This is a genomic window from Saccharothrix coeruleofusca, assembly GCF_014648515.1.
GTDB classification, from domain to species: domain Bacteria; phylum Actinomycetota; class Actinomycetes; order Mycobacteriales; family Pseudonocardiaceae; genus Actinosynnema; species Actinosynnema coeruleofuscum.
The window spans coordinates 430,590-454,477 of sequence record NZ_BMRG01000001.1; the positions used below are offsets into that span (position 1 = coordinate 430,590).

Below are 23,888 nucleotides of genomic sequence, written 5' to 3' on the forward strand. Positions count from 1 at the left end.
TTGTCGGGGCGGTTGTCGGGGCGGTTGTCGGCCGGGGCGCGGTACGGCGTGCGGGCGTGACGCATGGCAACTCCTCCAGGTGTTGGTGAATGTGCTTCCACGGTATTGACCGCTCCCGCCTCCCGGCCACCGGATTTCGGCACTCGCCGCGCATTCGCCAAGGCGATTCCCTGGCGAGAATTCGACTCGTGGCGAGTCTGTGGCAAATCCCGTCGACAGGCCCTAGCGTGAGCGCGTGGACGTGTCCCGCCGTGCCCTGGACCGGCTCTGCTCGCTGCACAAGTCCGAAGGGGTCCAGCGCACCCCGCTGGACCGGCACCTCGGCCCGGAGCTGCGGGCGCTGTGGGGCATCGGCGAGGCCGACCGGCCGGAGCGGGCGCGGGCGAAGGCCGCGCTGCAGCTGGAGCGCGCGTTGGCGGGGCTGGACCCGGTCGTCGCGGCGATCGGCCGCGGGTACTTCAACACCTCGCTGGAGCCCGCGTGGTGGGCGTTGAACCTGACCGCGCGCAAGCAGCGGCTGTGCGTGGAGCTGGGGGTGTCCGCGCGCACCATGGACCGCCGGTTCCGGGACGAGGTGCAGCCCGCCCTGATCGCCTCTTTACGAGCCGGACCAGCGCCGATATCCCCCGACGAGGTGAGCGCGCGGGTCGCCGCGGAGCGGCGGGTGGTGGCGGGCGACCCGGTGGTGGACACCGGCGCGGACGACCGGATCGCGCGGTTCCGCCGCCCGGTGTCACCGCTGGAGGAGGCGCTGCGGTTCCTCCGGGAGGAGCGGCTGCACGCGCTGCGGCACGCAGGCGGCGAGCTGGTGGTGCTGCGGCCGGACCGGCGCAGCGCCTGGGTGCCGGTGTTCAGCAGTCGAAGCAGGCTGCGCGAGTACGTCCGGAGCAATCCGCGGTTCTCCGGACTGCCATTTAGCACCACTGGCGCGAAACTCGTCGCGGAGTTGCTGGCGCACCGGACGCCGATCGGCGTCGTGGTCAACCCCATTGCCGAGCGGACGGGTGATCTCGGGTGGACTTTCACCCTGCTCCCCGAACAGGTGGCCGCGTTCCGGCATTAGCGAAATCCACTTCCGGAATAGGGCGTCCGCGATAGGCTGCCGACCGTGAACGGCTTCTCGGTCGATCCACGCGAACTGCTCGACGCGGCCAAGCGCGTGCGGGCGGAAGTCGACGACCTGGTTCGCGAACCGGCGCTGAAGTACCGGGTCGCGCCGGACCAGGTGGGCCACGACGGGCTCGGGGCGGCGCTGGCCGCCTTCCACGAGACGTGCGCGGCGGGCGCCACGACGCTGGTCGAGGACGCACTGGAGCTGATCCGCAGGTTGGAGGCCACGGCCGCGGTCTACACCGGGGCGGACGAGGACCTCGCGGACCTGCTCCGCGCGCCGCGGTGACCGGCGCCCGCGCATGGCCGAAGACGCGGACCCGCTGCCCGGCAACTGTCATGCGCTGGACGGGGAGGTCATCCGCCTGCGCCACGTCGCCGCGGGGTTGGAGGGGGTAGCCGGTGCGGTGCACCGGGCGCGGGTGGACGGCTGGCAGGGCGACGCTCGGGAGCGGTTCGACCTGGCGCGGGCGCGCCTGCGGGAGCACCACCTGCGGGCTGCCGAAGCCTTCGCCACCGCCGCGCGGGCGGTCGAGGACTACCGGGCCGGGCTGGTCGAGCTGCAGCCGCGCGCCCGGTACGCGGTCGAGGAGGGGCGCGCGGCCGGGCCGGTCGGCGTGGCCGTCGCGCGCGAGCAGGTCGAGCGGTGGCGGCGGCAGCTCGACCTGGCCGGTGACCGCGCCGCGGCCGCGGTGGACGAGGCCCGCCGCCAGCTGGCCGAGCTGCGGCGGGTGTTCGGCGAGCCGCCCGTGCCCGTGCCCGCGCCGGTGCCCGCGCCGGTGCCGGCGCCGGCGCCGGCGCCGCCCACCCGAGCCGTGGTGGCGCCCGCCCCGAGCCCCCGGCCGGACCTGCGCGACCAGTCGACCTACGAGCGGGAGCTGCGCAGGCTCAACGACGCCTTGCTGACCTCTTTCCTGGCCCTGCGCTGAGCATCGGGGCCCTCCCGGTGGGTGCACCCGTTCAGGCAGGCGCGGGGTGAGCAGGCGTCAGTCCACCCCGCACCCGAGCGGGAGGTCCACCACCGGCGCGACGGACGCGGCCCCCGGCGGCGGGAACACCGCGCGCAGGGTGAAGGCGGACGGCGTCGGGCCGTGCTCCCGCAGGTGCACCAGCCGCTCCTGCGCCTCGGCGGCGGTCGGCCGGTGGCCCGCCGGAACCCACCACAGCACGGCCATCGCCTCCACCGGCCGGGCGAACCAGCGGCGGCGCTCGCGCAGCACGGCCACGTGGTCGGCCCCGTACACGTAGTCGACCAGCTCCTGGTGGGAGGCCCAGGTCGACATGTTCAGCAGCAGCCACTCGTCGTCGAAGACGCGGACGGCGGTGGCGTCGCCGTCCTCGGTCCGCAGCCGCCAGCGGAAGCCCGGCGCGCGGTCGGCCGCCGCGTTGACCGGGTCCAGCGCGGCCACGAAGTCGGCCAGCGGCGCGCTGTCCAGCGGGGCCAGCAGCCTGGCGATGTTGACTTGTGACAGTTCGAACCCAGAAATTCCCCCAAGTGTCATAAGCACCACCCTAGCGAGCTGAGGCACGATCGAGTGGTGCATGACCACCAGGTGAGACCCCAGGTGCGCGACACCTACGGCACCGGCGACCTCAGCGCGCTGTCGATCTTCGCGGGCGGCTTCATCAACTTCGGCTACTGGCGCGACATCCCGCTGGACGGCGAGCTGACCGTCGAGCAGCGCGTCGCGTCCCAGGAAGCGCTCTACGACGTGGCGCTCGACGCGCTGGGCGTGCGGCCCGGCGACCGGGTGCTGGAGGTCGGCAGCGGGCGCGGGCTGGGCGCGGCCAGGGTGCTGCGGCACGACCCGGCCCTGGTCCGCGGGCTGGACCTGCTGCCGGAGCAGGTGGCGCGGGCCAGGGCCACCACCACCGACCCCAGGGTGGCGTTCGTGGTGGGGTCCAGCGCGGACATGCCCTTCGGCGACGGCGGGTTCGACCGGCTGCTGTCGGTCGAGGCCGCGCAGCACTTCGACGACCTGGCCGCGTTCACCCGCGAGAGCGCCCGCGTGCTCGCCCCCGGCGGGTCGCTGGCGGTCACCACCTTCTTCGCCGCCGACGACCGGGCGGGCCCCCCGCTGTCCGAGCTGCTGGCCACCTTCGCCTCCGGCCTGGACCTGCCTCACCCGATCGGGGACTTCCTGGCCGACCTGCGCGCCGCCGGGTTCGCCGACGTGACCGCCACCAGCATCGGCGAGCACGTGTGGCGGGGCTTCGACCGGTGGATCGAGCTGGGCGAGTACCGCGACAGCTGGGGCCGCAACTGGGTCACCGCCGTGGCGCGCGGCCTGGTGGACTACCACCTGGTCACCGCCCGCAAGCCGGCAGGATCGCAGCCGTGACGACGCACCCGACCGCTGCCGTGCCCGACCAGCTGTTCGCCGACGCCGAGGCGGAGGCCCGGTGGCGGGCCCGCTTCACCGCGCCGCGCGTGAGCCTGCCCGGCTGGGCGGACGACGCGCCCGACCGCAGCCTCTACCTGTCCAACTCCAGCGGGGTCTGGGAGATCTACGCCTGGGACCGCGCCGCGGACACCCACCGCAAGGTCACCGACCGGCCCAACGGCACCTCGCACGGCGCGCTGAGCCCGGACGGCGAGGCGATCTGGTGGTTCGCCGACAGCGACGGCGACGAGTTCGGCGTGTGGGTCCGCGAGCCGTTCGCCGCGACCGGGCAGCCCGCCGAGCCCGCCCTGCCGGGCGTGCGGGCCGGGTACCCGGCCGGGCTGGAGATCGGCCACGAGGTGGCCGTGGTCGGCACCTCGACCGACGACGGCACGACCATCCACCTGTCCCGCGCGGGCGGCGAGGCGGAGGTGCTCTACGCGCACGAGAACGACGCGGGCGTGTCCGCGCTGTCCAAGGACGAGTCGCTGGTCGCCATCGCGCACTCCGAGCACGGCGACAACCGGCACACCGCGCTGCGCGTGCTCACCACCGGCGGCGAGGTCGTCGCCGAGAAGTGGGACGGCCCCGGCAAGGGCCTGGACGCCATCGCGTTCAGCCCGGTGCGCGGCGACAACCGGCTGCTGGTCGCGCACGAGCGGCGCGGTCGCGAGGAGCTGCTGATCTGGGACGTCACCGCGGACACCGAGACCGAGATCCCGGTGGACCTGCCGGGCGAGATCAGCGCCGACTGGTACCCCGAGGCCGACGCGCTGCTGCTCGTGCACACCTACCGGGCGCGCAACACGCTGCACCGCTACGACCTCAAGACCGGCGAGCTGTCCACCTTGGACACTCCACACGGGACGATCGGCTCGGCGGGCGTGCGCCCCGACGGCGCGGTGGAGTACTCGTGGTCCTCGGCCGCCCGGCCCGGCGTGGTGCGGGTGCTGCGGGCCGACGGCGACGAGCGGGTGCTGCTGGAGCCCGCCGGTCACAAGGCGCCGCCGTCGGCGGAGCTGACCGACGTGTTCGTGGGCGACGTGCACGCGCTGGTGGCCCGCCCCGAGGGTGCGCCGGACGGGCCGCTGCCGACCGTGTTCAGCCTGCACGGCGGGCCGCACTCGGCCGACGAGGACCGGTTCTCCGCCTACCGCGCGGTGTGGCTGGACGCCGGGTTCGCCGTGGTGCACGTGAACTACCGGGGCTCCACCGGCTACGGCTCGAAGTGGCGCGACGCCATCGAGGGCAGGCCCGGCCTGACCGAGCTGGAGGACGTGGCCGCGGTGCACGACTGGGCCGTGCGCGAGGGCCTGGCCGACCCGCGCAAGTGCGTGGTCAACGGCGCTTCGTGGGGCGGGTACCTGTCGCTGCTGGCGCTGGGCACCCAGCCGGAGCGCTGGGCGGCGGGTGTCGCGGGCGTGCCGGTGGCCGACTACCTGGCCGCCTACGAGGACGAGATGGAGCCGCTGCGGGCGTTCGACCGGGCGCTGTTCGGCGGCTCGCCCGAGGAGGTGCCCGACCGGTACCGGGAGTGCTCGCCGCTGACCTACGTCGACGCGGTGCGCGCGCCGGTGCTGGTGCTGGCGGGCGAGAACGACCCGCGCTGCCCGATCCGGCAGATCGACAACTACCTGGACCGGCTGGCCGCGCGCGGCGCCCGCTACGAGGTGTACCGCTACGACGCGGGCCACGGGTCGCTGGTGGTGGCCGAGACCATCCGGCAGACCGCCGCCGAGGTCGACTTCGTGCGGCGCGCCCTGGGCTGAGCGGATCGCCGGGGGCCGCCGCTGGTGGCGGCGACCCCCGGCGCAGGGGTGATCAGGCCTGCTGGGCCTGCCACATCCAGTGCGCCTCTTCCAGCTGCTTGGTGATCTCGATCAGCAGGTCCTGGGTGACCAGGTCCGTCTTGTCGGTCTCGTCGACGCGCGCGCGCAGCCGCTGGATCAGCGCGGCCAGGGTCGCCACGATCGCCTGGACGACGTCGTCCACCTTGAGCCAGTTGTCCGGGAACTCCGGCACGCCCGAGGACTCGGCGACGGTCTTCGCCTTGCCGTTGGGCGACACGCCCAGCGCGGCGGCCCGCTCGGCGACCTGGTCGACGTAGGTGCGGGCGGTGGTCACCAGCTCGTCGAGCTGGAGGTGCGCGCTGCGGAAGTTCTGGCCGACCACGTTCCAGTGCGCCTGCTTGGCGATCAGCGACAGGTCGATCAGGTCGACCAGGGTGGCCTGGAGGACCGCGCCGACCGCGGCCTTGTCGGCGTCGGACAGCGGGCTGGTGATCGGGGACTTGCTCATGGTTGCTAGCGCCTCCTTCAGACGGTGGCTTCCGGGGGGCGTCCGGGAGGAGTTCCCTCTCAGACGGTGGCGCTGACCGCCACCTCGATGTTGCCGCGCGTGGCCTTGGAGTACGGGCAGATCTGGTGCGCCTTGGCGACCAGCTCCTCGGCCGTCGACCGCTCGACGCCGGGGATGCGCGCGACCAGCTCCACGGTCAGGCCGAGGCCGTCGTCGGTGCGGCCGATGCCGACCTTGGCGGTCACCTCGGTGGTGCCGAGCTGGACCTTCGCCTCGCGCGCGGCGAGCTTGAGCGCGCCGTGGAAGCACGCCGCGTAGCCCGCCGCGAACAGCTGCTCGGGGTTGGTCGCGTCGCCGCCGGGGCCGCCCATCTCCTTGGGCACGACCAACCGCTCGTCGATCACGCCGTCGGAGGAGCGCACCTCGCCGTTGCGGCCTTCGCCGACCGCGGTCGCTTCCGCCGTGTAGAGCACCTGCATCGTCACGCTCTCCTTCGAGCCGGTGGGGTCAACCGTCGTGTGGATCAACGCCACCCGCCACCCGATCTGCACCCGGTCGTGTGACAACTCACGCGCCCTGTTCCGAAGTACCCCCGGACGCCGGAGGTCAACCGGAGTGTGTCGCGGCGAACTCCGCCACCTGCCTGCCGATGGTGCGCAGGGTCTGCGCGACCGAGGGGTCCGAGCAGCCGCCGTCGGGGTCGAACTCGACCTGCCCGGAGTTCACCGCCGCGCCCAGCGGGGTGGGCCAGCCGCGCAGCGCGTGCACGATGGAGCGCAGCGCGGTGAGCGTGGTGACCGACGCCTGCCAGCCCTGCGCGGCGGCCACGCAGCCGACCGCCCGCCCGTCCAGGTAGGGCCGCTGCTCGCCGCGCAGGTCCTCCACGTAGTCCAGGGCGTTCTTGACCAGGCCGGAGACCGTGCCGTGGTAGCCGGGCGAGACCAGCACCACCCCGTCGGCCCGGCGCAGCACGTCGACCAGCCTGCGGGCGTTGTCCGGGCGGTCGGGCACCGAGGGGTCGTAGAAGGGCAGCACCAGTTCGGGACCGCAGACCTCGACCACCTCCGCGCCCGCCTCGCGCGCACCGGCCAGCGCGATGCGCATGGCGCGCTCGGACTGGGAGTTGGGGCGGATGGAACCGCCGATGCCCACCACCGTGACCGTCATGCCACCCGATCCTGCCACCTCCAGTTAGCTGGAGGTCCACGCGACGTGACGGTGACTACTAGCGTGCACTACTGACGAGTAACGTGAATGTCATGTCGAAGTTCGCCGATGCGATCCCCGCCGGTGTGGTGGCCGGTGCGCTCCGCTTCGCGTTCGGGCTGCCCAAGCCGCTGCGCAGGCTGATCACCGGGCCGCCGATCGTGGTCGACGGCCAGCGCCTGCACCCCGAGGCGCAGCTGCTGCTCAGGTTGCAGCAGCTGGGCGGGCAGGAGTGGCGCACCGACACCCCGGCCGCCAACCGCGCCGCCCTCAGCCGCAGCAACCTGCTGGTCGCGGGACCGCCCGTGCCCGGCGTGGCGGTGCGGCCGGTGACCATGGACGGCGTGCGCGGCAGGCTCTACACCCCGCACGGGCTGGCCGCGGGCTCGCCGCTGCTGGTCTTCTACCACGGCGGCGGCTGGGTCAGCGGCGACCTGGACAGCCACGACAACCTGTGCCGCCACCTGGCCGTGGAGGCGGGCGTGCGGGTGCTGTCGGCGGACTACCGGCTGGCCCCCGAACACCCGTTCCCGGCCGCCGTCGACGACGCGCTGACCGCGTACGCCTGGGCCGCGGCGCACGCCGACGAGCTGGGCGCCGACCCGTCCCGCCTGGCGCTGGGCGGCGACAGCGCGGGCGGCAACCTGGCCGCGGTCACCGCCCTGCACGCGCGCGACGAGCACGGCCCCCGGCCGGTGTTCCTGCTGCTGTTCTACCCGGCGGTGGACGCCACCGCGCGCCGCCGCTCGCGCGACCTGTTCGGCGACGGGTTCTTCCTCAGCGACGAGAAGATGGACTGGTTCGCCGACCACTACGCGCCCCAGCGCGAGGTCCGCGCCGACCCCCGGCTGTCGGTGCTGCTGGCCGAGGACCTCAGCGGGCTGCCGCCGACCTACCTGGCCACTGCGGGCTTCGACCCGCTGCGCGACGAGGGCGAGGCGTTCGCCGAGAAGCTCGCCCGGCAGGGCGTGCCGGTGGTGCTGCGCAGGCACGAGGGCCTGTTCCACGGGTTCGCCAACATCCTCGGCGTCGGCGGGGTGTTCCGCGAGGCGGTCAGCGAGGCGATCGGCGCGCTGCGCACCGGCCTGGCGCTGGCCAACGCCCGGCAGGACGTCCCCGAGACCGCCTGAGGACGGACACCCCGATGAGGGTCCTGGAGCAGTTCGTCGCGGGCAAGGCGGGCGACGACGAGGAGTGCGAGGACAGCGTCGTCGTCACAGCCCACTTCGTCGCCGTCGTCGACGGGGCCACGGACAAGACCGGCCACCGCTACGACGGCATGACCGGCGGTCGTCTCGCCATGCTCACGTGCCTGGAGGCGGTGCGGACCGCCGCGCCGGACGTCGACGCGGCGGGCATGGTCGGGCGCATGTCCGCCGCCCTGGCCGCGCGGCTGCCCAGCGGCGTGGCGCCGCAGGAGCGCCCGGCCGCGGCCGTCGGCGTCTACTCGGCCGCGCGGCGCGAGGTGTGGCAGGTCGGCGACGTCGCGTACTGGCACCGCGGCCTGCCCCCCACCGGCGTGCGGACGCTGAGCGCCGTCGACCACTTCTCGGCGGGCGTCCGGGCCGCGGTCCTGACCGCCGAACTCCACCGGGGCGTCCCCGTCGAGGAGCTGGCGAGGCAGGACGTCGGCCGAGCGGCGATCCGGGACGTGCTCATCAGGCAGGGCCTGTTCCGCAACAACGCCGAGGCGGGCGAGTGGGCCTACGGTGCGATAGACGGCAGTCGCGTCCCCAAAGAGCTCGTGGAGGTGCACGCGGTGGCCGAGGGGGTGCGGGAGCTGGTGCTGGCCAGCGACGGCTACCCGCTCATCTTCCCGACGCTGGCGGAAACGGAGCGGGCGCTGCGGGGACTGCTCGCGGACGACCCCCTCTGCATCGGCCCGCTGAGGTCGACGAAAGGGCTCCGGCCGGGGCACACGAGCTTCGACGACCGGGCCTACGTCAGGATCGCCCTCGACTAGCGGCGGCACACGGCGGGGGGCCGTTCCCCCGGCAAGAGAACGGCCCCCCACTGATCCGCTCACCTGCCGAAGGCGGCGGCGATCTTGTCGCCCGTCTCCTTGTCGATGTTGCGCCAGTACTCGAACACCCGCTCCAGCACCGGCTCGGAGACCCCGTTGGAGGCGTGCGCGATCACGTTCTGCACCAGGCGCTCGCGCTGGGCCTCGTCCATCACCTCGCGGATCAGCGTCCCGGCCTGGCCGAAGTCGTCGTCCTCGGGGTGCAGCCTGTAGGCCGCGCGCACGACCTCGTCCTCCACGCCGTAGTTCGTGGTGACCTCGCCCGCGACCGAGGCGTCGGCGTGCGGGCCGCCGTAGGAGTTCGGCGCGTACACCGGGTCGACGGCGTTGCGGTAGGCCATCGCGCCGTCCTTGGAGTAGGAGTTCACCGGCGACTTGGGCCGGTTCACCGGCAGCTGGTTGTAGTTCGCGCCGATGCGGTAGCGGTGCGCGTCCGGGTAGGAGAACATCCGGCCGATCAGCATCTTGTCCGGCGACGGGCCGATGCCGGGCACCAGGTTGGTCGGCTCGAACGCGGCCTGCTCGATCTCGGCGAAGTAGTCCGCCGGGTTGCGGTCGAGCACCAGCTTGCCGACCGTGATCAGCGGGTAGTCCTGCTGCGACCAGACCTTGGTCAGGTCGAACGGGTTGAAGCGGTAGGTCGCCGCCTCCTCGTACGGCATGACCTGCACCTTCAGCGTCCACGACGGGAACTCGCCGCGCTCGATGGCGTGCCACAGGTCGGCGCGGTGCGCGTCGGCGTCCTCACCGGCGATGCGGGCGGCCTCCTCCGAGGTCAGGCACTCGATGCCCTGGTCGGTCTTGAAGTGGTACTTGATCCAGAACTTCTCGCCCGCCGCGTTCTCCCACAGGTAGGTGTGCGAGCCGTAGCCGTTCTGGTGCCGCCAGGTCTTCGGGATGCCCCGGTCGCCCATCAGCCAGGTGACCTGGTGCGCGGTCTGCGGCTGCAGCGTCCAGAAGTCCCACTGCATGTCGTGGTCGCGGCGGCCGGTGTCGGCGCGGCGCTTCTGGGAGCGGATGAAGTCGGGGAACTTGATCGGGTCGCGCAGGAAGAACACCGGGGTGTTGTTGCCGACCAGGTCGTAGTTGCCCTGCGTGGTGTAGAACTTCAGCGCGAAGCCGCGCGGGTCGCGCCAGGTGTCCGGGGAGCCCAGCTCGCCCGCGACGGTGGAGAAGCGCAGCAGCACCTCGGTCTTCACCCCCGGCTGGAACAGCGCGGCCTTGGTGTAGGCGCTGACGTCCTCGGTGGTCTCGAAGTAGCCGAACGCGCCACCGCCCTTGGCGTGCACCACCCGCTCGGGCACGCGCTCGCGGTTGAACTGGGCGTTCTTCTCGATCAGGTAGTGGTCCTGGAGCAGGATGGGGCCGTTGGCGCCCAGGGTCAGCGAGTGGTCGTCGCTGGCGACCGGGATGCCCGCGTTGTTGGTGGTGTGCGGCGTCTGGGTCACGGCTGGCTCCTCTGTGCTGACTGGCAGTCGGGGCACAGTCCCCAGAACAGGACTTCGGCCTCCTCCACCGCGAAGCCCGCTGTCGCGGAGGGCTCCAGGCAGGGGGCGGCGCCGTGGACGCAGTCGACGTCCTCGGTCTTGCCGCACCGCCTGCACACCAGGTGGTGGTGGTTGTCGCCGATGCGGGTCTCGTAGCGCGCCGGGTGGCCCGCGGGCTCGATGCGGCGGAGCAGGCCGGTCCGCTGGAACGCGTGGAGCACGTCGTACACGGCCTGCGTCGACACGGACCCCAGCTTGGCGCGCACACCCCTGGCCACCTGGTCGGCCGTGGCGTGGGGGTGGTCGGCGAGCCACTCAAGCACCGCGATCCGGGGCGCGGTGGTCCGCAACCCGGTGTTCTTGAGCAGCTCGCGGGGTTCTGGGGACATGGCTCCTCCAGGTCATCACGTTTTCTTGAACTAGTCAAGAAAACGACTGGTTAAAGTTGTTGCTCCAGCGGGCGAAGATGGCAGTCGTGACCCCCGCCCCGTACCTCGCCGTGCTCCGGATGCCCCGCGTCCCGTCGACCATGCTGCTGTTCCTGCTGGCCAGGGTGCCCTCTACGGCCGCCGGGATGACCGTCACCATGCACGTGCTGCTCGGCCTGGAACGCGGCTACGGCGCGGCCGGGCTGGTCGGCATGATGAGCACCATCGGCATCGCCCTGGGCGCACCCCTGATGGGCCACCTCACCGACCGGCGCGGGCTGCGCGCCATGCTGCTGCTGTCGATGGTCTCCGAAGGCGTGTTCTGGTTCGTCGCGCCGCTGCTGTCCTACCCCGTGCTGCTGGTGACGTGCCTGATCACCGGCCTCACCGTGATGCCGGTGATGTCGCTGGGCAGGCAGGTGCTCACCGCGCTGGTGCCCGAGGCGAGCAGGCGCACCGCGCTGGCGATGGACGCGATGGCCGTGGAGATCTCCTTCATGGCGGGCCCCGCCTTCGGCGTCTTCCTCACCACGCACTGGTCCAGCCGCACCGCGATGTGGTGCATCGGCGCGGCGATGGTGCTGTTCGGGCTGGTGCTGTTCGCGATCGACCCGCCCATCCGGGGCGAGCAGGAGGAGTCCGGCCCCGCGCTGCCCCGGCGGCAGTGGCTCAACGGCAGGCTGCTGGGCGTGCTGATCAGCGCGGGCGGGGCCACGTTCGCCCTCTCGGGCGTCGAGGTGTCGCTGGTGGCCTCCATGCGGGGGCTGGACCTCACCGCGTGGACCGGCGCGATGGTGGCGGTGATGTGCCTGGCGTCGCTGGTCGGCGGGTTCGTGTACGGCGTGCGCAAGCGGGTGCCGCCGGTGTGGCTGCTGATGGGCGGCATGGGCGCGCTGGCGCTGCCGGTGGGGCTGTTCGACTGGTCGCCGTGGCTGCTGGCCCTGGCCCTGGTGCCGACCAACCTGTTGTGCGCGCCGACGATCACCAGCACCGCCGAGGCGGTCACCGAGCTGGCGCCCCCGTCCGCGCGCGGCGTGGCGATGGGGCTGCAGGCGTCCGCGCTCACCCTGGGCGTGGCGGTCGGGCAGCCGGTGACCGGGTTCGTGATCGACCACTCCTCCCCCGCCTGGGGGTACGCGACGGCGGGCCTGGGCGCGCTGGCCGTCGCCGTGGGCGCGGCCCTGCTGGACCGGTGGCAGCGCCGCCCCGCCGCCCCCGTCGCCGTGGAAATGCGGTGACCGCTTTTTTCCCATGACCAAGGGGACACTTTCCCGATATCTCCGCGCTAATGCGGATGGCTTCGCCCGCCCACCGTGCCAGGCTGCCGCACCGCCCACACCCCGGAGGCGGCGAAGATGATCCGACACACCCGCGTCCACCGCATTCGGCGATCGGTTCACGCGCTCGCCCTCGCCCTGCTGCCGATCACCGGCTGCGCCGCGGAGGACGGCTACCGCCCACCCGACGCCGGCCCGGTCCCCGCCGAGCCGGTCGGCCGGTGGAACGGCGGCTCGAACGAACTGGGGCGCTGGCACTACGAGTTCTCCGACAACGGGGCGCCCATCACCTCCACGTGGAGCGCGCGCGGCGGTCTGCTGTCCCTCGACGGGTACAGCTACGTGCCCGTGCGCTGAACGCCTCACGAGTCCCAGACCCGCACCGCGAACCAGAACCGGCCGGTCTCGTCGGGGCCCAGGTGGGTCATCGCCGCGATCCTGCCCTCGGTGGTGCGGACGCAGAGCTTGCCGCCCACCTGCGGCTCCAGCAGCACGTCCGATCCCCCGGCGACGCGGCCGCGGCACTCCTCGAACGAGGGCTCACGCGGCCCCGGCCACTCCACCGCGACCGCGCCCTGCCCCGGCGCCACCTCGGTGTAGTGGTCCTTCCTGATGTCCGCGCCCGCGTCCCCCGGTACCGCCGGGTTCGCGTCGAGGTCGAGACCGCCGGGCCCCATCCGCACGTCCCCCGCCCAGGACGGCGTCCCGTTCCCGGCGGCGGCGGGCGTCGTGCCCGCCGGAGGGGGAAGGCCGCCCCCGGTCGGGGTGGCGGTCGGGGTGGGCGTCGGGGTCGCCCGCCGGTCGCGCGGGCCGTCCAGCACCAGGAACGCGACCACCACCCCCACCGCGACCAGCAGCACCAAGACGAGTAAACCCACCGGCGGGGAATGGCGGAAATTCTGCTGGATGGTGACATCACCGCCGATGGACCCCGATTGCACAACGGCACCGGGGCGTTCCGCCTTCAATTCGTTCCCGGTGCGCGGAAAACCATCGGACATGGCGCAATCCTGCCCCGCGCCACCCCTTTCAGCACCACCGCAGCGCCCGACGAACCCGAACGGATCAATCCGCCACGAGGTCCTGGAGGGCTTGGTAGAGGCGCTCGACGCCGGGACGGGCCCGCAGGTAGTGCGCCACGGCCTCGGGATCGGGCTCGATGGTCCGCGTCGGCACCACCAGGTCCGCGGCGACCTCCAGGGAGGGCAGCTCGCCCAGCGCCCGCCACGCCAGCAGCGCCGCGCCGACGCCGGAGCCCTCGCTGTCCTCGGCCACCTCCAGCGGCAGCCCCAGCGTGGAGGCCAGCACCGACGCCCACAGCGGGTGCCGGAACGCCCCGCCGGTCACCCGGACCGCGTGCACATCGGCCACCGACCGGACCGCGTCCAGCACCAGCGCCAACTGCTGCCCGACCCCCTCGACCAGCGCCCGGCCGACCTCCGCCCGCCCGTGCTCGCGGCGCAGCCCGACCACCGCCGACCGCGCGTCCGGGTCCCACCACGGGGCCCGCTCCCCCAGCAGGTACGGCAGCGCCGTGATGCCGCCCGCGCCGAACGGCACCTCCGCCGCCTCGTCCAGCAGCTCCACCACGTCCACGCCGAACGACTCGGCGGCCCACTGGGCGACCACACCGCCGTTGCTCACCGCCCCGCCCAGCACCCACAGCCCGTCGCCGATGGCGTAGCAGAACACCCGCCCGCCCTCGTCCACGGCGGGCCGGTCGCGCACCACGCGCAGCGCGCCGCTGGTGCCCAGCGACAGCGCCGCCACACCGGGCACCACGGCCCCCACGCCGAGGTTGGCCAGCGGCCCGTCGCCGCCGCCGAGCACCACCGGCGTCCCGGACGGGATGCCGGGCACCTCCAGCGCCAGCGGCAGGACCTCCAGCGGCGAGCGCAGCTCCGGCAGCACCGCCGCGGAGATCCCGGCGAACGCCAGCGCGTCCGGGTGCCAGGCCAGGGCGTCCAGGTCCATCAGGCCGGTGGCCGAGGCGGAGGAGTGCTCGGTGACCCACTGGCCGGTCAGCCGGAAGGCCACGTAGTCCTTGATGCCGCACCAGCGCGGCGCGGAGAACCCGCTCTCCGCGAACCAGGCCAGCTTCACCAGCGGCGACATCGGGTGGACCGGCGTGCCGGTGGCCCGGTGCAGCGCGATCCCGCGCGGGGTGCCCCGCAGCCGCGCGGTCTGCTCGACGGCCCGGTTGTCCGCCCAGCTCAGCGAGTGCGTCAGCGGCGTGCCCGCCTCGTCCAGCGCGAGCAGGGTGTGCATGGCCCCGGTGAGCACCAGCGCCTTGACGTCCAGCCCGGCCGCCGCGACCTCCCGCAGCGCCGCCAGCGCCGCTTCGAGCACCTGCGCCGGGTCGTGCGTGGCCTCGCCGGACCGGGTGGTGCGCATCGGGTAGCCGCGCTCCGCCGACGCCACCACACCCGCGTCCCGGTCCACCGCGATCACCTTCGTCGCGGTCGTCCCCAAGTCGATGCCCAGCACTACCTCCGCCATGGCGGAGAACCTACCCGCGCCACCTCCCCGATCCGACGCGCGAGGTCACGACCGTCAGCACCACCACAACCGGCTGCGGCCCGCGCCAACGGCGTCAGGCCCTGGCGCAATCGTTGAGACGCCACGCTCTCCGCGCGATCGATCACGTTGGCAGCCAGTCGAAGACCGTGATCCCTGTTACCCAGCCGCAGGTGCAATGTCGCCAGAGTGCTGAGGTCCATCAGGTTGCCGCGTTCCAACTCCGCCTTGTGCCCGTTCACCGCGACGCGCATCGCTTCCAGAGCCTTGGGCGCGTAAGCGGGCTGGAGTGCGCTGAGCGCGAAGTAGGCGTTGCCGCGCACGGACCCCACGCCGCCGGCGCGGAAGTAGGCCAACCAGTGCGGAACCGAGTCATCGGCATACTGGGCGAAAACGTCTTCGCTGCGGGTCACCAACTCCTCGGCACGCCGCGCTCGCCCCATGTCGGCGTAAGCCCGCGCTTGGTAGCAGGAGGTGACGAACTCGATGGCACCTCGGCCTGCTTCCGCGGCGGGCAGCTCCGCGAGCTGGAAGAGCTTCAGCGCCTCATGGGGGTCACCACCGGCCAAATAGATGTGCCCCGTGCGGCACAGCACGAACGCGCACAGCGCCGGATCGTCGGCGAGCTTGGCGTGTTCGAGCGCGCGCAGGAAGTGGTGGCGGGCGTGGTCAACCAGATCGCTGTCGAAGGAGGTCCAGCCCACCACGCTGTGCAGGTCGGCGAGCGCGGAGTGCAGGTCTCGACGGACCCCGTCCGCCATCGACGTGTCCAGCAGCCGCTCGGCCTCGCGAGCGTGCGCCGCGGCTGCCGCTCGGCAGGCGGCTCCGCCGAGGCGGTAGTCGAGACCTCGGAAAGCCGCTGTCGCGGCGCGCAACCGGTGCACGTCGGCGGCACCGACGTGGCTCGGGGTGGTGGCGCGCAGCACCGGTTCGGCCGACACCGCCGGAACACCGAGGACGGGATCACCCACCACCACGGCCGCCGCACTGGCGAGGAACTGGCGTCGCTTCACGGCCTCGACCTCCGTCCCGGCGGAGTGGTCCTGGTCGTCAAGGTACGCGGGGACCCCGGCCAACCCCAGGAGTTCACGCGGACAGCCCAACCCGTCCGCGACGCGCGCCAGCACGTCGTAAGCGCGTACCGCCCCTGACGCCTGCAAGTACTACCCGACCCACCTCAAAACGCCGCTGGCTACTACCCGGCTTCGCGAAGTCGGGTAGTAGCCAGCGGCTCGTCCGAGGGGGACGGGTAGTACTTGCAGGCGCGGGGGTCAGAGCCGGGAGGCCAGGCCCTCGGCGATCTCGTAGGTGTTCAGCGCCGCGCCCTTGCGCAGGTTGTCCCCGCACACGAAGAAGTCCAGCGTGTTCGGGAAGTCCAGCGCCTGCCGCACCCGCCCGACGTAGGTCGGGTCGCCGCCCACCACGTCGGCGGGCGTCGGGAACCGCTTGGCCTCCGGGTCGTCGACCAGCACGATCGACGGCTGCGACTCGAAGATCTTGTGCGCCTGGGCCACGGTGACCTCGCGCGCGAAGGTCGCGTGGACCGCCAGCGAGTGCGTGGTCACCACGGGCACCCGCACGCAGGTGGCGGACACCTTCAGGTCCGGGATGCCGAGGATCTTGCGGGACTCGTTGCGGACCTTGAGCTCCTCGCTGGTCCACCCCTCGTCCTTGAGCGACCCGGCCCACGGCACCACGTTGAGCGCCAGCGGCGCGGGGAACGGCGAGTCGGCGACCGGCAGCCCGGCCGCGTCCAGCGCCTCGCGCACGTCGCCCGCGCGCACGCCGACCTGCTTGCCCGCCAGCGCCTGGGTCTCGGCGTAGAGGCGGTCGATCGCGGCCTGCCCGCCGCCGGAGGCGGCCTGGTAGGAGGCCACGACCAGCTCGCGCAGCTCGAACTCGCGGTGCAGCGCGCCCAGCGCCGCCATCATCGACAGCGTGGTGCAGTTGGGGTTGGCGATGATGCCCCTGGGCCGGTCGTCGATCTTGTCCGCGTTGACCTCGGGCACCACCAGCGGCACCTGGTCGTCCATCCGGAACGCGCCGGAGTTGTCCACCGCGACCGCGCCGCGCGCCGCCGCGATCGGCGCCCACTCGGCGGAGATCTCGTCGGGCACGTCGAACATGGCCACGTCCACGCCGTCGAACGCCTCCGGCGTCAGCTCGACGACGGTCAGCTCCCGGCCGCGCACGGTGATCTTCTTGCCCGCCGAGCGCGCGGACGCGATCAGCCGGATCTCGCCCCACGGCACGGACTCCCGGCCGTTGATGATGTCGATCATGACGGTGCCCACCGCACCCGTGGCGCCCACCAGCGCCAGCACCGGCCCGCTCATCGCCCGCTCCCCGCGTACACGACCGCCTCTTCCTCTCCGCCCAGCTCGAACGCGTCGTGCAGCGCGCGCACCGCGTCGTCGAGCTGGGTGTCCCGGCAGATCACCGAGATGCGGATCTCCGAGGTGGAGATGATCTCGATGTTGACCCCGGCGCTGGCCAGCGCCTCGCAGAAGGTCGCCGTCACACCGGGGTGCGAGCGCATCCCGGCGCCGATCAGCGACACCTTGCCCACGTGCTCGTCGTAGATGACCTTCTCGAAGCCGATCTCGTCGCGGGCCTTCTCCAGCGCGGCGACGGCGCGCGGGCCGTCGTCCTTGGGCAGGGTGAAGGTGATGTCGGTGCGCCCGCTCATCGCCTGCGAGATGTTCTGCACGACCATGTCGATGTCGATCTCGGCCTCGGCCACGACCCGGAAGATCCGGGCCGCCACACCGGGGTGGTCGGGCACGGCGGTCACCGTGACCTTGGCCTCGGACCGGTCGTGCGCGACGCCGGTGATCATCGCCTGTTCCACGGGAAGGTCCTCCACTGACCCGGACACGATGGTCCCTGGCTTGTTGCTGAACGAGGATCGGACGTGCACCGGCACGCCGTAGCGGCGGGCGTACTCGACGCAGCGGAGCATGAGCACCTTGGCCCCGGCCGCCGCCATCTCGAGCATCTCCTCGTAGGAGATGGTCTCCAGCCGCTTGGCGTTGGGCACGATGCGCGGGTCGGCGGTGAACACGCCGTCCACGTCGGTGTAGATCTCGCAGACGTCGGCCCCGAGGGCCGCCGCCAGCGCCACCGCCGTGGTGTCCGTGCCGCCCCGGCCCAGCGTGGTGATCTCCTTGCTGTCCTGGCTCACGCCCTGGAAGCCCGCGACGATCGCGATGGCCCCCTCGTCCAGCGCGTCCTGGATGCGGCTGGGCGTGACGTCGATGATGCGCGCCTTGCCGTGCACGGACGTGGTGATCACACCCGCCTGCGAACCGGTGTAGGAGCGCGCCTGCGCGCCCAGCGAGTCGATCGCCATCGCCAGCAGCGACATGGAGATGCGCTCACCGGAGGTCAGCAGCATGTCCAGCTCGCGGGCGGGCGGCACCGGGGACACCTGGCGGGCGAGGTCGAGCAGCTCGTCGGTCGAGTCGCCCATGGCGGAGACGGCCACCACCACGTCGTTGCCCGCTTTGCGGGTCGCGACGATCCGCTCGGCCACCCGTTTGATCCGCTCGGCGCTCTCGACCGAGGAACCGCCGTACTTCTGGACGACGAGCGCCACAGAACCTCTCCTCCCAGGTGAGAAATCCCAGTTGGCAGGCAGCGTACCTGGCCCAAGGCGTGGACAGCGGCCACCGTGTTCGGGCCCTCACTACCCTCGGTGCGGTGTCGACGGTGGAGGCTGGATCGGTGGGCTCGGAGCACGGCGCGGGCGACGGCGCCGAAGACGGCGCCGAGGACGGCGCGGAGCGCGCGCCGTCGGCGCGGGACCGGTTGCGCGTGGCGGCCGGTCACCGGGCGGTGGTCCTGCTCGCGCCTGCCGCGCTGTACCTGGCGGTGCGGGAGCTGGGCCTGCTCGTGCTGCAGCTCATGGCGCCCCGCTGGGACAAGGACGTCACCGCGGCGCTGACCTCCTGGGACGGGCAGTGGTTCCTGGGCATCGCGCAGGGCGGCTACGACGAGGTGCCGCCCTGGCTGGTGGACGCGTTCGGCAGGCGCGGCGGGGAGACCCCGCTGGCCTTCTTCCCCGGCTATCCCGGCCTGGTGCGCTGGGTGGACGTCCTGCCGGGGGTGGGCCCGGTCGAGGCGGCGTTCGTGGTCAGCCTGCTCAGCGGCGTGGTCTGCGCCTACGGCCTGCGGCGGCTGGGCGAGCGGGTGGCGGGCGGGTCGCGCCGGGCCGGGCTGGCGCTGGTGGTGCTGTTCGCCGCCTCGCCGATGGCGGTCGTGCTGTCGATGACGTACTCGGAGGCCACGTTCTGCGCGCTGGCGGCGTGGTCGCTGGTGGGCGTGGTGGAGCGGCGCTGGGTGCTGGCGGGCGTGTGCTGCGCGGCGGCGGGCCTGGTCCGGCCGACGGCCGCCGCGCTGGTGCTGGCGGTGGGGCTGGCCGCGCTGGTGGCGGTGCTGCGGCGGCGCGACGGGGTGTGGCCGTGGGTCGGCGGCGCGCTGGCCCCGCTGGGCCTGCTCGGCTACCTGGGGTACGTGGCGCTGCGCACCGGCGAGTGGGACGGCTGGTTCGCGCTGCAGCAGCGCGGCTGGGACTCCCGGTTCGACGGCGGCGCGGCCACCTGGAAGTTCACCCTGCTGGTGCTGGGCGAGCCGCGCTCGGTGCTGGAGCTGGTCACGGTGTGGCTGCTGCTGGGCGCGGTGGTGCTGGCCGTGGTGGGGTGGCGGCGGCGGCTGGAGTGGCCGCTGCTGGTGTACGGGGTGGCGGTGCTGGTGATGGACCTGGGCTCGAACGGGCTGATGAACTCCAAGGCCCGGCTGCTGCTGCCCGCGTTCACCCTGCTGCTGCCGGTGGCGCTGGGGCTGGCCAGGCGGCGCACCGGCACGGCGGTGGCGGTGCTGGCCGGGGTGGCGGTGTTCAGCGCGTGGTTCGGCGCGTACGCGATCACCGCCTGGCAGTATGCGATCTGATGGAGCTGAACCGGATCATCGCCGACCGCTGGAGCCCGCGCGCCTTCGACGGGGCCGTCGAGCTGGACGACGGGGTGCTGCGGGTACTGCTGGAGGCGGCGCGGTGGGCCCCGTCGCACGGCAACACCCAGCCCGCGCGCTACCTGCTGGGGCGCCGCGGGGACGACACGTTCGGGCGAATCTTCGGCGCGTTGTCGCGCGGCAACCGCACGTGGGCGGGGCAGGCGTCGGCGCTGGTCGTGGGCGCGGTGGTGACCTCGGACGAGCGCGGCGAGGTGCCCAACGCCGAGTACGGCCTGGGGCTGGCGGTGCAGAACCTGGTGCTCCAGGCGGTGCACCTGGGGCTGGTCGCGCACCAGATGGGCGGGTTCGACAAGGACGCGGTGCGCGCGGAGTTCGCGCTGCCCGAGGAGGTCCGGCCGGTGGTCGTGATCGCCCTGGGCGAGCTGGGCGACAGCGGCGAGCTGCCCGAGGACCTGCGGGCCAGGGAGCGCAGGCCGCGCACCCGCAAACCGCTGGAGGACCTGGTGTTCACCGGCACCTGGGGGCGGCGGTACTTCCGACCGGACGCCCAACCGAGCGCTCCCGCCACGACCGACGGCGCACGCAGCGCGGGTCATGACGGGAGTGGGCCCGGCGGTCCGGTGTGACCGCTAGCGGGCCACGACTCGCGCGACGATGCCGGTGACGACCAGCCAGAACACCGCGGCCAGGCCGTAGTTCACGATCAGGTCGAGGTTGGGGTTGCCGAGCTGGAACAGGCCGGGGAAGAACAGCGCCAGCGGCTCGGCGAGCTGCTGGACGAACCGGAAGAACGCGTTGGCCTGGTTCGCGCCGAAGAGGATCAGGAGGATGTAGAGCACCTCGATGAGCGCGAAGACAGCGCCAACACCGCTGATGAGCCGGGCAGCGCTGAAGCTGCCGGTCCGAGTACTCGTACGCCATCTGGACATGTCAAGGAGATGCCCCCATCACTTTCGAGTGAAACTCGACGGGGCGAAGTTCCACCATCTGGGCCTCCGGTTCCACGTCCGAGCGAAATCTGGTTAGTCTGTCCGACATGGCACGCGCCCTCCTGCTTCGCCGCCGTGACGGGGTCTGACCAGACCGGCCCCCCGTCGCGGGATCGAGCGTTGCCGCCGGTCGTCTCCCACCACCGGCCAGCAGGAGCGGATCACCCATGAGCACGAGCCCCGACGCGTACACCACCGGCACCAGCCGCATCCGGCCCCCGGCCCGGCCCGCGCCCGCCGACCAGCCCGCCTGGAACCCCCAGCGCGGCACCTCCATGCCGGTGCACCGGTACCGGCCCTTCCACGAGCTGGTCGAGGTCGTCGACGTGCCCGACCGCACCTGGCCCGCCAAGCGGATCACCAAGGCGCCGCTGTGGTGCGCGGTCGACCTGCGCGACGGCAACCAGGCGCTGATCGACCCGATGTCCCCGGCCCGCAAGCGCAAGATGTTCGACCTGCTGGTGCGGATGGGCTACAAGGAGATCGAGGTCGGCTTCCCGGCCGCGTCGCAGACCGACTTCGACTTCGTGCGGGAGATCATCGAGGACGGCGCGATCCCCGACGACGTGACCATCCAGGTGCTGACCCAGTGCCGCCCCGAGCTGATCGTGCGCACCTTCGAGTCGCTGCGCGGCGCGCACAAGGCGATCGTGCACTTCTACAACTCCACCTCGGTCCTCCAGCGGCGGGTGGTGTTCCGCTCCGACCGCGAGGGCATCAAGAAGATCGCCACCGACGCGGCGGCGTTCGCGCTGGAGGAGGCGAAGAAGTACCCGGAGACCGAGTTCCGGTACGAGTACTCGCCCGAGTCCTACACCGGCACGGAGCTGTCCTACGCGCTGGAGGTGTGCGACGCGGTCTCCGCGATCATCCAGCCGACGCCGGACAAGCCGCTGATCATCAACCTGCCCGCGACCGTCGAGATGGCCACCCCGAACGTCTACGCCGACTCGATCGAGTGGATGTCGCGCAACCTGGCCCGGCGCGAGTCGATCATCCTGTCGCTGCACCCGCACAACGACCGGGGCACCGGCGTGGCCGCCGCCGAGCTGGGCTACCTGGCGGGCGCGGACCGGATCGAGGGCTGCCTGTTCGGCAACGGCGAGCGCACCGGCAACGTCTGCCTGGTGACCCTGGGCATGAACATGTTCAGCCAGGGCGTCGACCCGCAGATCGACTTCTCCGACATCGACGAGATCCGGCGCACGGTCGAGTACTGCAACCAGCTGCCGGTGCCCGAGCGCCACCCCTACGGCGGCGACCTGGTGTTCACCGCGTTCTCCGGCAGCCACCAGGACGCGATCAAGAAGGGCTTCGAGGCCCTGGAGGACGCGGCCAAGGACGCGGGCAGGCACGTGGACGAGTTCCCGTGGGAGGTCCCGTACCTGCCGATCGACCCCAAGGACGTGGGCCGCACCTACGAGGCGGTCATCCGGGTCAACTCGCAGTCCGGCAAGGGCGGCGTGGCCTACCTGATGAAGACCGAGCACCACCTGGACCTGCCGCGCCGGTTGCAGGTGGAGTTCTCGAAGGTGATCCAGGAGGTCACCGACAGCCGGGGCGGCGAGGTCGGGCCCAAGGAGATGTGGGACGCCTTCGCCGAGGAGTACCTCAACGCCACCGCGCCGCTGAGGCTGGTGCGGCACAAGGTGACCAGCGACGGCAGCGGGCACGAGCGGATCAAGGCCGTGCTGGTGGTGGACGGCGAGGAGCAGGACGTCACCGGGTCGGGCAACGGGCCGATCGCGGCGTTCGTCGACGCGCTGGCGTCGGTGGGCTACGACGTGCGGGTGCTGGACTACTCCGAGCACGCCCTGTCGGCCGGTGACGACGCCCGCGCGGCCGCGTACCTGGAGTGCGCGGTGGGCAACCGGGTGCTGTGGGGCGTGGGCATCGACAGCTCCACGGTGGCCTCGTCGCTGCGCGCCCTGGTCTCGGCGGTCAACCGCGCCAACCGCTGACCACTCCGCGTCGGCAAGTACTACCCAGCCCCTCTCCCAGCGCCGCTGACTACTACCCGGCGAGCCTCAGCGCTCGAACGCCGGGTAGTAGTCAGCGGCCCTCTGGGGCACGTCGGGTAGTACTTGCAGGCGTTAGGGGAGGTGGGAGCGGAGGGCTTGGCGGGCGCGGCGGTAGGCGTCGGGGTCGTCGTGCAGCACCGACCGGCTGTTGGCCAGCTCCAGCACGGCGATCAGCTCGAACGCCAGTTGCGCCGGGTCGGCCACGCCCGGCACCTCGGCCGCGGTGGCGGTCACCAGGTCGTGCCACTTGGTCCCGTACTCGGCGATCTTGTCGCGCACCCGGCCGGGGCGGGCGCCGAACTCGGCCTGCACGGCGTGGAAGAAGCACCCGCCGGGGAAGGTGCGCTCCTCGGAGTAGGTCAGCCACCCCTCGCACAGCGCCTCCAGCCGCGCCCGCCCCGGCGGCAGCTCCAGCGCGGGCTTCACCACCCGGTCGACGAAGACGGCGGCGGCGGCCCGGACGGTGGCCAGCTGCAGCTCCTCCTTGGAGCCGAAGTGGGCGAAGACGCCGCTCTTGCTGACCGCCAGCTCGGTGGCCAGCCTGCCGATGGACAGCCCCTCCAGACCCTCCACCGAGGCGATGGCCGCCGCCCGCCCGAGGATCTGCCTGCGGGTCTGCTCGCCGCGCTCCACGCGCCCGTCCACCTTCACGCCGACACGGTAACCCCGTTGACAGCTCCCCAACTAATAGTACGATCGTTCGTACAAGTTGAGGGGGACGACATGGACCTGCTGGCACTCGACCGCGCCGCCACCGCCCTGAACGTCGAGCTGACGAGCCGCCTGACCGCCGAGCAGCTCGACGCGAGCACGCCCTGCGCCGGCTGGACCGTGCGCGACCTGCTGCACCACCAGGTCGACACCACGCTGAAGTTCGGCGCGGCGCTGGGCGTCGAACTGGAGGAGCCGGACACCGAACCGGTCACCGCCTACCGGATCACCGCCGACCGGTTCGCCGAGGAGCTCGACCCGGCCGCGCTCGACCGCGAGGCGGACTTCCCCGGCTTCGGCAGGCGGTCGGGCAAGCAGGTGCTGGCCGGGCACTTCGTGGACCACCTGGTGCACGCGTGGGACCTGGCCAAGGCCACCGGGCGGGACGCCGCGCTGCCCACCGACCTGGCACAAGCCGCGTTCCGGATGGCCAGGCGCTACCCCAGCACCCCGGACGTGCGCG

The 23,888-nt window shown here is 72.7% G+C and carries 26 protein-coding genes; 13 read left to right on the forward strand and 13 right to left on the reverse strand.

Features of this window, described 5'->3' with window-relative positions:
- Positions 1–235: 235 nt before the first annotated feature.
- From IEZ00_RS02240 to IEZ00_RS02250, 3 genes are read left to right on the forward strand one after another with little or no spacing between them, the layout of a single operon-like run.
- Entirely contained in the window at positions 236–1,063 is an 828-nt protein-coding gene (locus IEZ00_RS02240) for an SseB family protein (RefSeq protein WP_189221321.1), read from the forward strand.
- A 45-nt stretch (positions 1,064–1,108) separates the two neighbouring features.
- On the forward strand, positions 1,109–1,399 hold the full coding sequence (locus IEZ00_RS02245; protein WP_189221322.1) for a hypothetical protein: 291 nt from the start codon (positions 1,109–1,111) through the stop codon (positions 1,397–1,399).
- Positions 1,400–1,412: 13 nt separating this feature from the next.
- Positions 1,413–2,039 (forward strand): putative T7SS-secreted protein, encoded by a 627-nt coding sequence (locus IEZ00_RS02250; RefSeq protein ID WP_189221323.1) that lies wholly within the window; start codon positions 1,413–1,415, stop codon positions 2,037–2,039.
- 57 nt (positions 2,040–2,096) lie between these two features.
- Here the strand turns inward: IEZ00_RS02250 and IEZ00_RS02255 are convergent, their stop codons facing one another.
- Positions 2,097–2,612 (reverse strand): DUF3291 domain-containing protein, encoded by a 516-nt coding sequence (locus tag IEZ00_RS02255; protein WP_189221324.1) that lies wholly within the window; start codon positions 2,610–2,612, stop codon positions 2,097–2,099.
- A 36-nt stretch (positions 2,613–2,648) separates the two neighbouring features.
- Between IEZ00_RS02255 and IEZ00_RS02260 the strand changes: the two genes are divergently transcribed.
- Together IEZ00_RS02260 and IEZ00_RS02265 are read left to right on the forward strand one after the other, a co-directional pair.
- Positions 2,649–3,452, forward strand: coding sequence for a class I SAM-dependent methyltransferase (locus tag IEZ00_RS02260; protein ID WP_189221325.1), 804 nt, complete (start codon positions 2,649–2,651; stop codon positions 3,450–3,452).
- Positions 3,449–5,263, forward strand: a complete 1,815-nt coding sequence (locus IEZ00_RS02265) for a S9 family peptidase (protein ID WP_189221326.1) — start codon at positions 3,449–3,451, stop codon at positions 5,261–5,263. Before IEZ00_RS02260 ends, IEZ00_RS02265 begins: the two co-directional genes overlap by 4 nt.
- 52 nt (positions 5,264–5,315) lie before the next feature.
- Here the strand turns inward: IEZ00_RS02265 and IEZ00_RS02270 are convergent, their stop codons facing one another.
- The 3 genes from IEZ00_RS02270 to IEZ00_RS02280 all read right to left on the reverse strand — a co-directional run bounded on the left by IEZ00_RS02270 (position 5,316) and on the right by IEZ00_RS02280 (position 6,959).
- The gene (locus IEZ00_RS02270) at positions 5,316–5,792 is read right to left on the reverse strand and encodes a Dps family protein (protein WP_189221327.1); all 477 of its coding nucleotides are present in this window, start codon (positions 5,790–5,792) and stop codon (positions 5,316–5,318) included.
- Positions 5,793–5,851: 59 nt separating this feature from the next.
- On the reverse strand, positions 5,852–6,271 hold the full coding sequence (locus IEZ00_RS02275; protein WP_189221738.1) for an organic hydroperoxide resistance protein: 420 nt from the start codon (positions 6,269–6,271) through the stop codon (positions 5,852–5,854).
- A gap of 127 nt (positions 6,272–6,398) precedes the next feature.
- Positions 6,399–6,959 carry an NADPH-dependent FMN reductase gene (locus IEZ00_RS02280; protein WP_189221328.1) on the reverse strand — a complete coding sequence of 187 codons (561 nt, stop codon included), beginning with the start codon at positions 6,957–6,959 and terminating at the stop codon, positions 6,399–6,401.
- 92 nt (positions 6,960–7,051) lie between these two features.
- Here IEZ00_RS02280 and IEZ00_RS02285 point away from each other — a divergent pair, with 92 nt between their 5' ends.
- Entirely contained in the window at positions 7,052–8,128 is a 1,077-nt protein-coding gene (locus IEZ00_RS02285; protein WP_189221329.1) for an alpha/beta hydrolase, read from the forward strand.
- Positions 8,129–8,142: 14 nt separating this feature from the next.
- Entirely contained in the window at positions 8,143–8,961 is an 819-nt protein-coding gene (locus tag IEZ00_RS02290; protein WP_189221330.1) for a hypothetical protein, read from the forward strand.
- Between the two features lie 59 nt (positions 8,962–9,020).
- Here the strand turns inward: IEZ00_RS02290 and IEZ00_RS02295 are convergent, their stop codons facing one another.
- Together IEZ00_RS02295 and IEZ00_RS02300 are read right to left on the reverse strand one after the other, a co-directional pair.
- Entirely contained in the window at positions 9,021–10,469 is a 1,449-nt protein-coding gene (locus IEZ00_RS02295; RefSeq protein ID WP_189221331.1) for a catalase, read from the reverse strand.
- On the reverse strand, positions 10,466–10,897 hold the full coding sequence (locus IEZ00_RS02300; RefSeq protein WP_189221332.1) for a Fur family transcriptional regulator: 432 nt from the start codon (positions 10,895–10,897) through the stop codon (positions 10,466–10,468). Before IEZ00_RS02300 ends, IEZ00_RS02295 begins: the two co-directional genes overlap by 4 nt.
- Before the next feature lie 86 nt (positions 10,898–10,983).
- Between IEZ00_RS02300 and IEZ00_RS02305 the strand changes: the two genes are divergently transcribed.
- Together IEZ00_RS02305 and IEZ00_RS02310 are read left to right on the forward strand one after the other, a co-directional pair.
- Positions 10,984–12,174, forward strand: coding sequence for an MFS transporter (locus tag IEZ00_RS02305; protein ID WP_189221333.1), 1,191 nt, complete (start codon positions 10,984–10,986; stop codon positions 12,172–12,174).
- Positions 12,175–12,291: 117 nt separating this feature from the next.
- Positions 12,292–12,570, forward strand: a complete 279-nt coding sequence (locus IEZ00_RS02310) for a hypothetical protein (RefSeq protein ID WP_189221334.1) — start codon at positions 12,292–12,294, stop codon at positions 12,568–12,570.
- Positions 12,571–12,575: 5 nt separating this feature from the next.
- On the opposite strand, the gene IEZ00_RS02315 is transcribed toward IEZ00_RS02310, so the two are convergent.
- From IEZ00_RS02315 to IEZ00_RS02335, 5 genes are all read right to left on the reverse strand, one after another.
- Positions 12,576–13,091, reverse strand: coding sequence for a hypothetical protein (locus IEZ00_RS02315; protein ID WP_189221335.1), 516 nt, complete (start codon positions 13,089–13,091; stop codon positions 12,576–12,578).
- Positions 13,092–13,278: 187 nt separating this feature from the next.
- Positions 13,279–14,712, reverse strand: a complete 1,434-nt coding sequence (locus tag IEZ00_RS02320; protein ID WP_189221336.1) for a gluconokinase — start codon at positions 14,710–14,712, stop codon at positions 13,279–13,281.
- Positions 14,700–15,857: an NsdA family TPR-like regulatory protein gene (locus IEZ00_RS02325; protein ID WP_189221337.1), complete on the reverse strand. Its 1,158-nt coding sequence runs from the start codon at positions 15,855–15,857 to the stop codon at positions 14,700–14,702. The genes IEZ00_RS02320 and IEZ00_RS02325 overlap by 13 nt, the downstream gene beginning before the upstream one ends.
- A gap of 144 nt (positions 15,858–16,001) precedes the next feature.
- On the reverse strand, positions 16,002–17,066 hold the full coding sequence (locus tag IEZ00_RS02330) for an aspartate-semialdehyde dehydrogenase (protein WP_189221338.1): 1,065 nt from the start codon (positions 17,064–17,066) through the stop codon (positions 16,002–16,004).
- On the reverse strand, positions 17,063–18,328 hold the full coding sequence (locus IEZ00_RS02335; protein WP_189221339.1) for an aspartate kinase: 1,266 nt from the start codon (positions 18,326–18,328) through the stop codon (positions 17,063–17,065). The genes IEZ00_RS02330 and IEZ00_RS02335 overlap by 4 nt, the downstream gene beginning before the upstream one ends.
- 104 nt (positions 18,329–18,432) lie before the next feature.
- Here IEZ00_RS02335 and IEZ00_RS02340 point away from each other — a divergent pair, with 104 nt between their 5' ends.
- Positions 18,433–19,680, forward strand: a complete 1,248-nt coding sequence (locus IEZ00_RS02340) for a glycosyltransferase family protein (protein ID WP_229794921.1) — start codon at positions 18,433–18,435, stop codon at positions 19,678–19,680.
- Positions 19,680–20,330: a nitroreductase family protein gene (locus IEZ00_RS02345; protein WP_189221340.1), complete on the forward strand. Its 651-nt coding sequence runs from the start codon at positions 19,680–19,682 to the stop codon at positions 20,328–20,330. The genes IEZ00_RS02340 and IEZ00_RS02345 overlap by 1 nt, the downstream gene beginning before the upstream one ends.
- A gap of 3 nt (positions 20,331–20,333) precedes the next feature.
- On the opposite strand, the gene IEZ00_RS02350 is transcribed toward IEZ00_RS02345, so the two are convergent.
- Positions 20,334–20,633, reverse strand: coding sequence for a hypothetical protein (locus IEZ00_RS02350; protein WP_189221341.1), 300 nt, complete (start codon positions 20,631–20,633; stop codon positions 20,334–20,336).
- Positions 20,634–20,860: 227 nt separating this feature from the next.
- On the opposite strand from IEZ00_RS02350, the gene leuA reads away from it, so the two are divergent.
- On the forward strand, positions 20,861–22,654 hold the full coding sequence (gene leuA, locus IEZ00_RS02355; protein ID WP_189221342.1) for a 2-isopropylmalate synthase: 1,794 nt from the start codon (positions 20,861–20,863) through the stop codon (positions 22,652–22,654).
- Positions 22,655–22,786: 132 nt separating this feature from the next.
- On the opposite strand, the gene IEZ00_RS02360 is transcribed toward leuA, so the two are convergent.
- A complete protein-coding gene (locus IEZ00_RS02360) occupies positions 22,787–23,365 on the reverse strand; it encodes a TetR/AcrR family transcriptional regulator (RefSeq protein WP_189221343.1) in 579 nt (192 codons plus the stop codon).
- A 72-nt stretch (positions 23,366–23,437) separates the two neighbouring features.
- Here IEZ00_RS02360 and IEZ00_RS02365 point away from each other — a divergent pair.
- Positions 23,438–23,888, forward strand: a 451-nt coding sequence (locus IEZ00_RS02365) for a TIGR03086 family metal-binding protein (RefSeq protein WP_189221344.1), incomplete at its 3' end; no start/stop codon positions are given.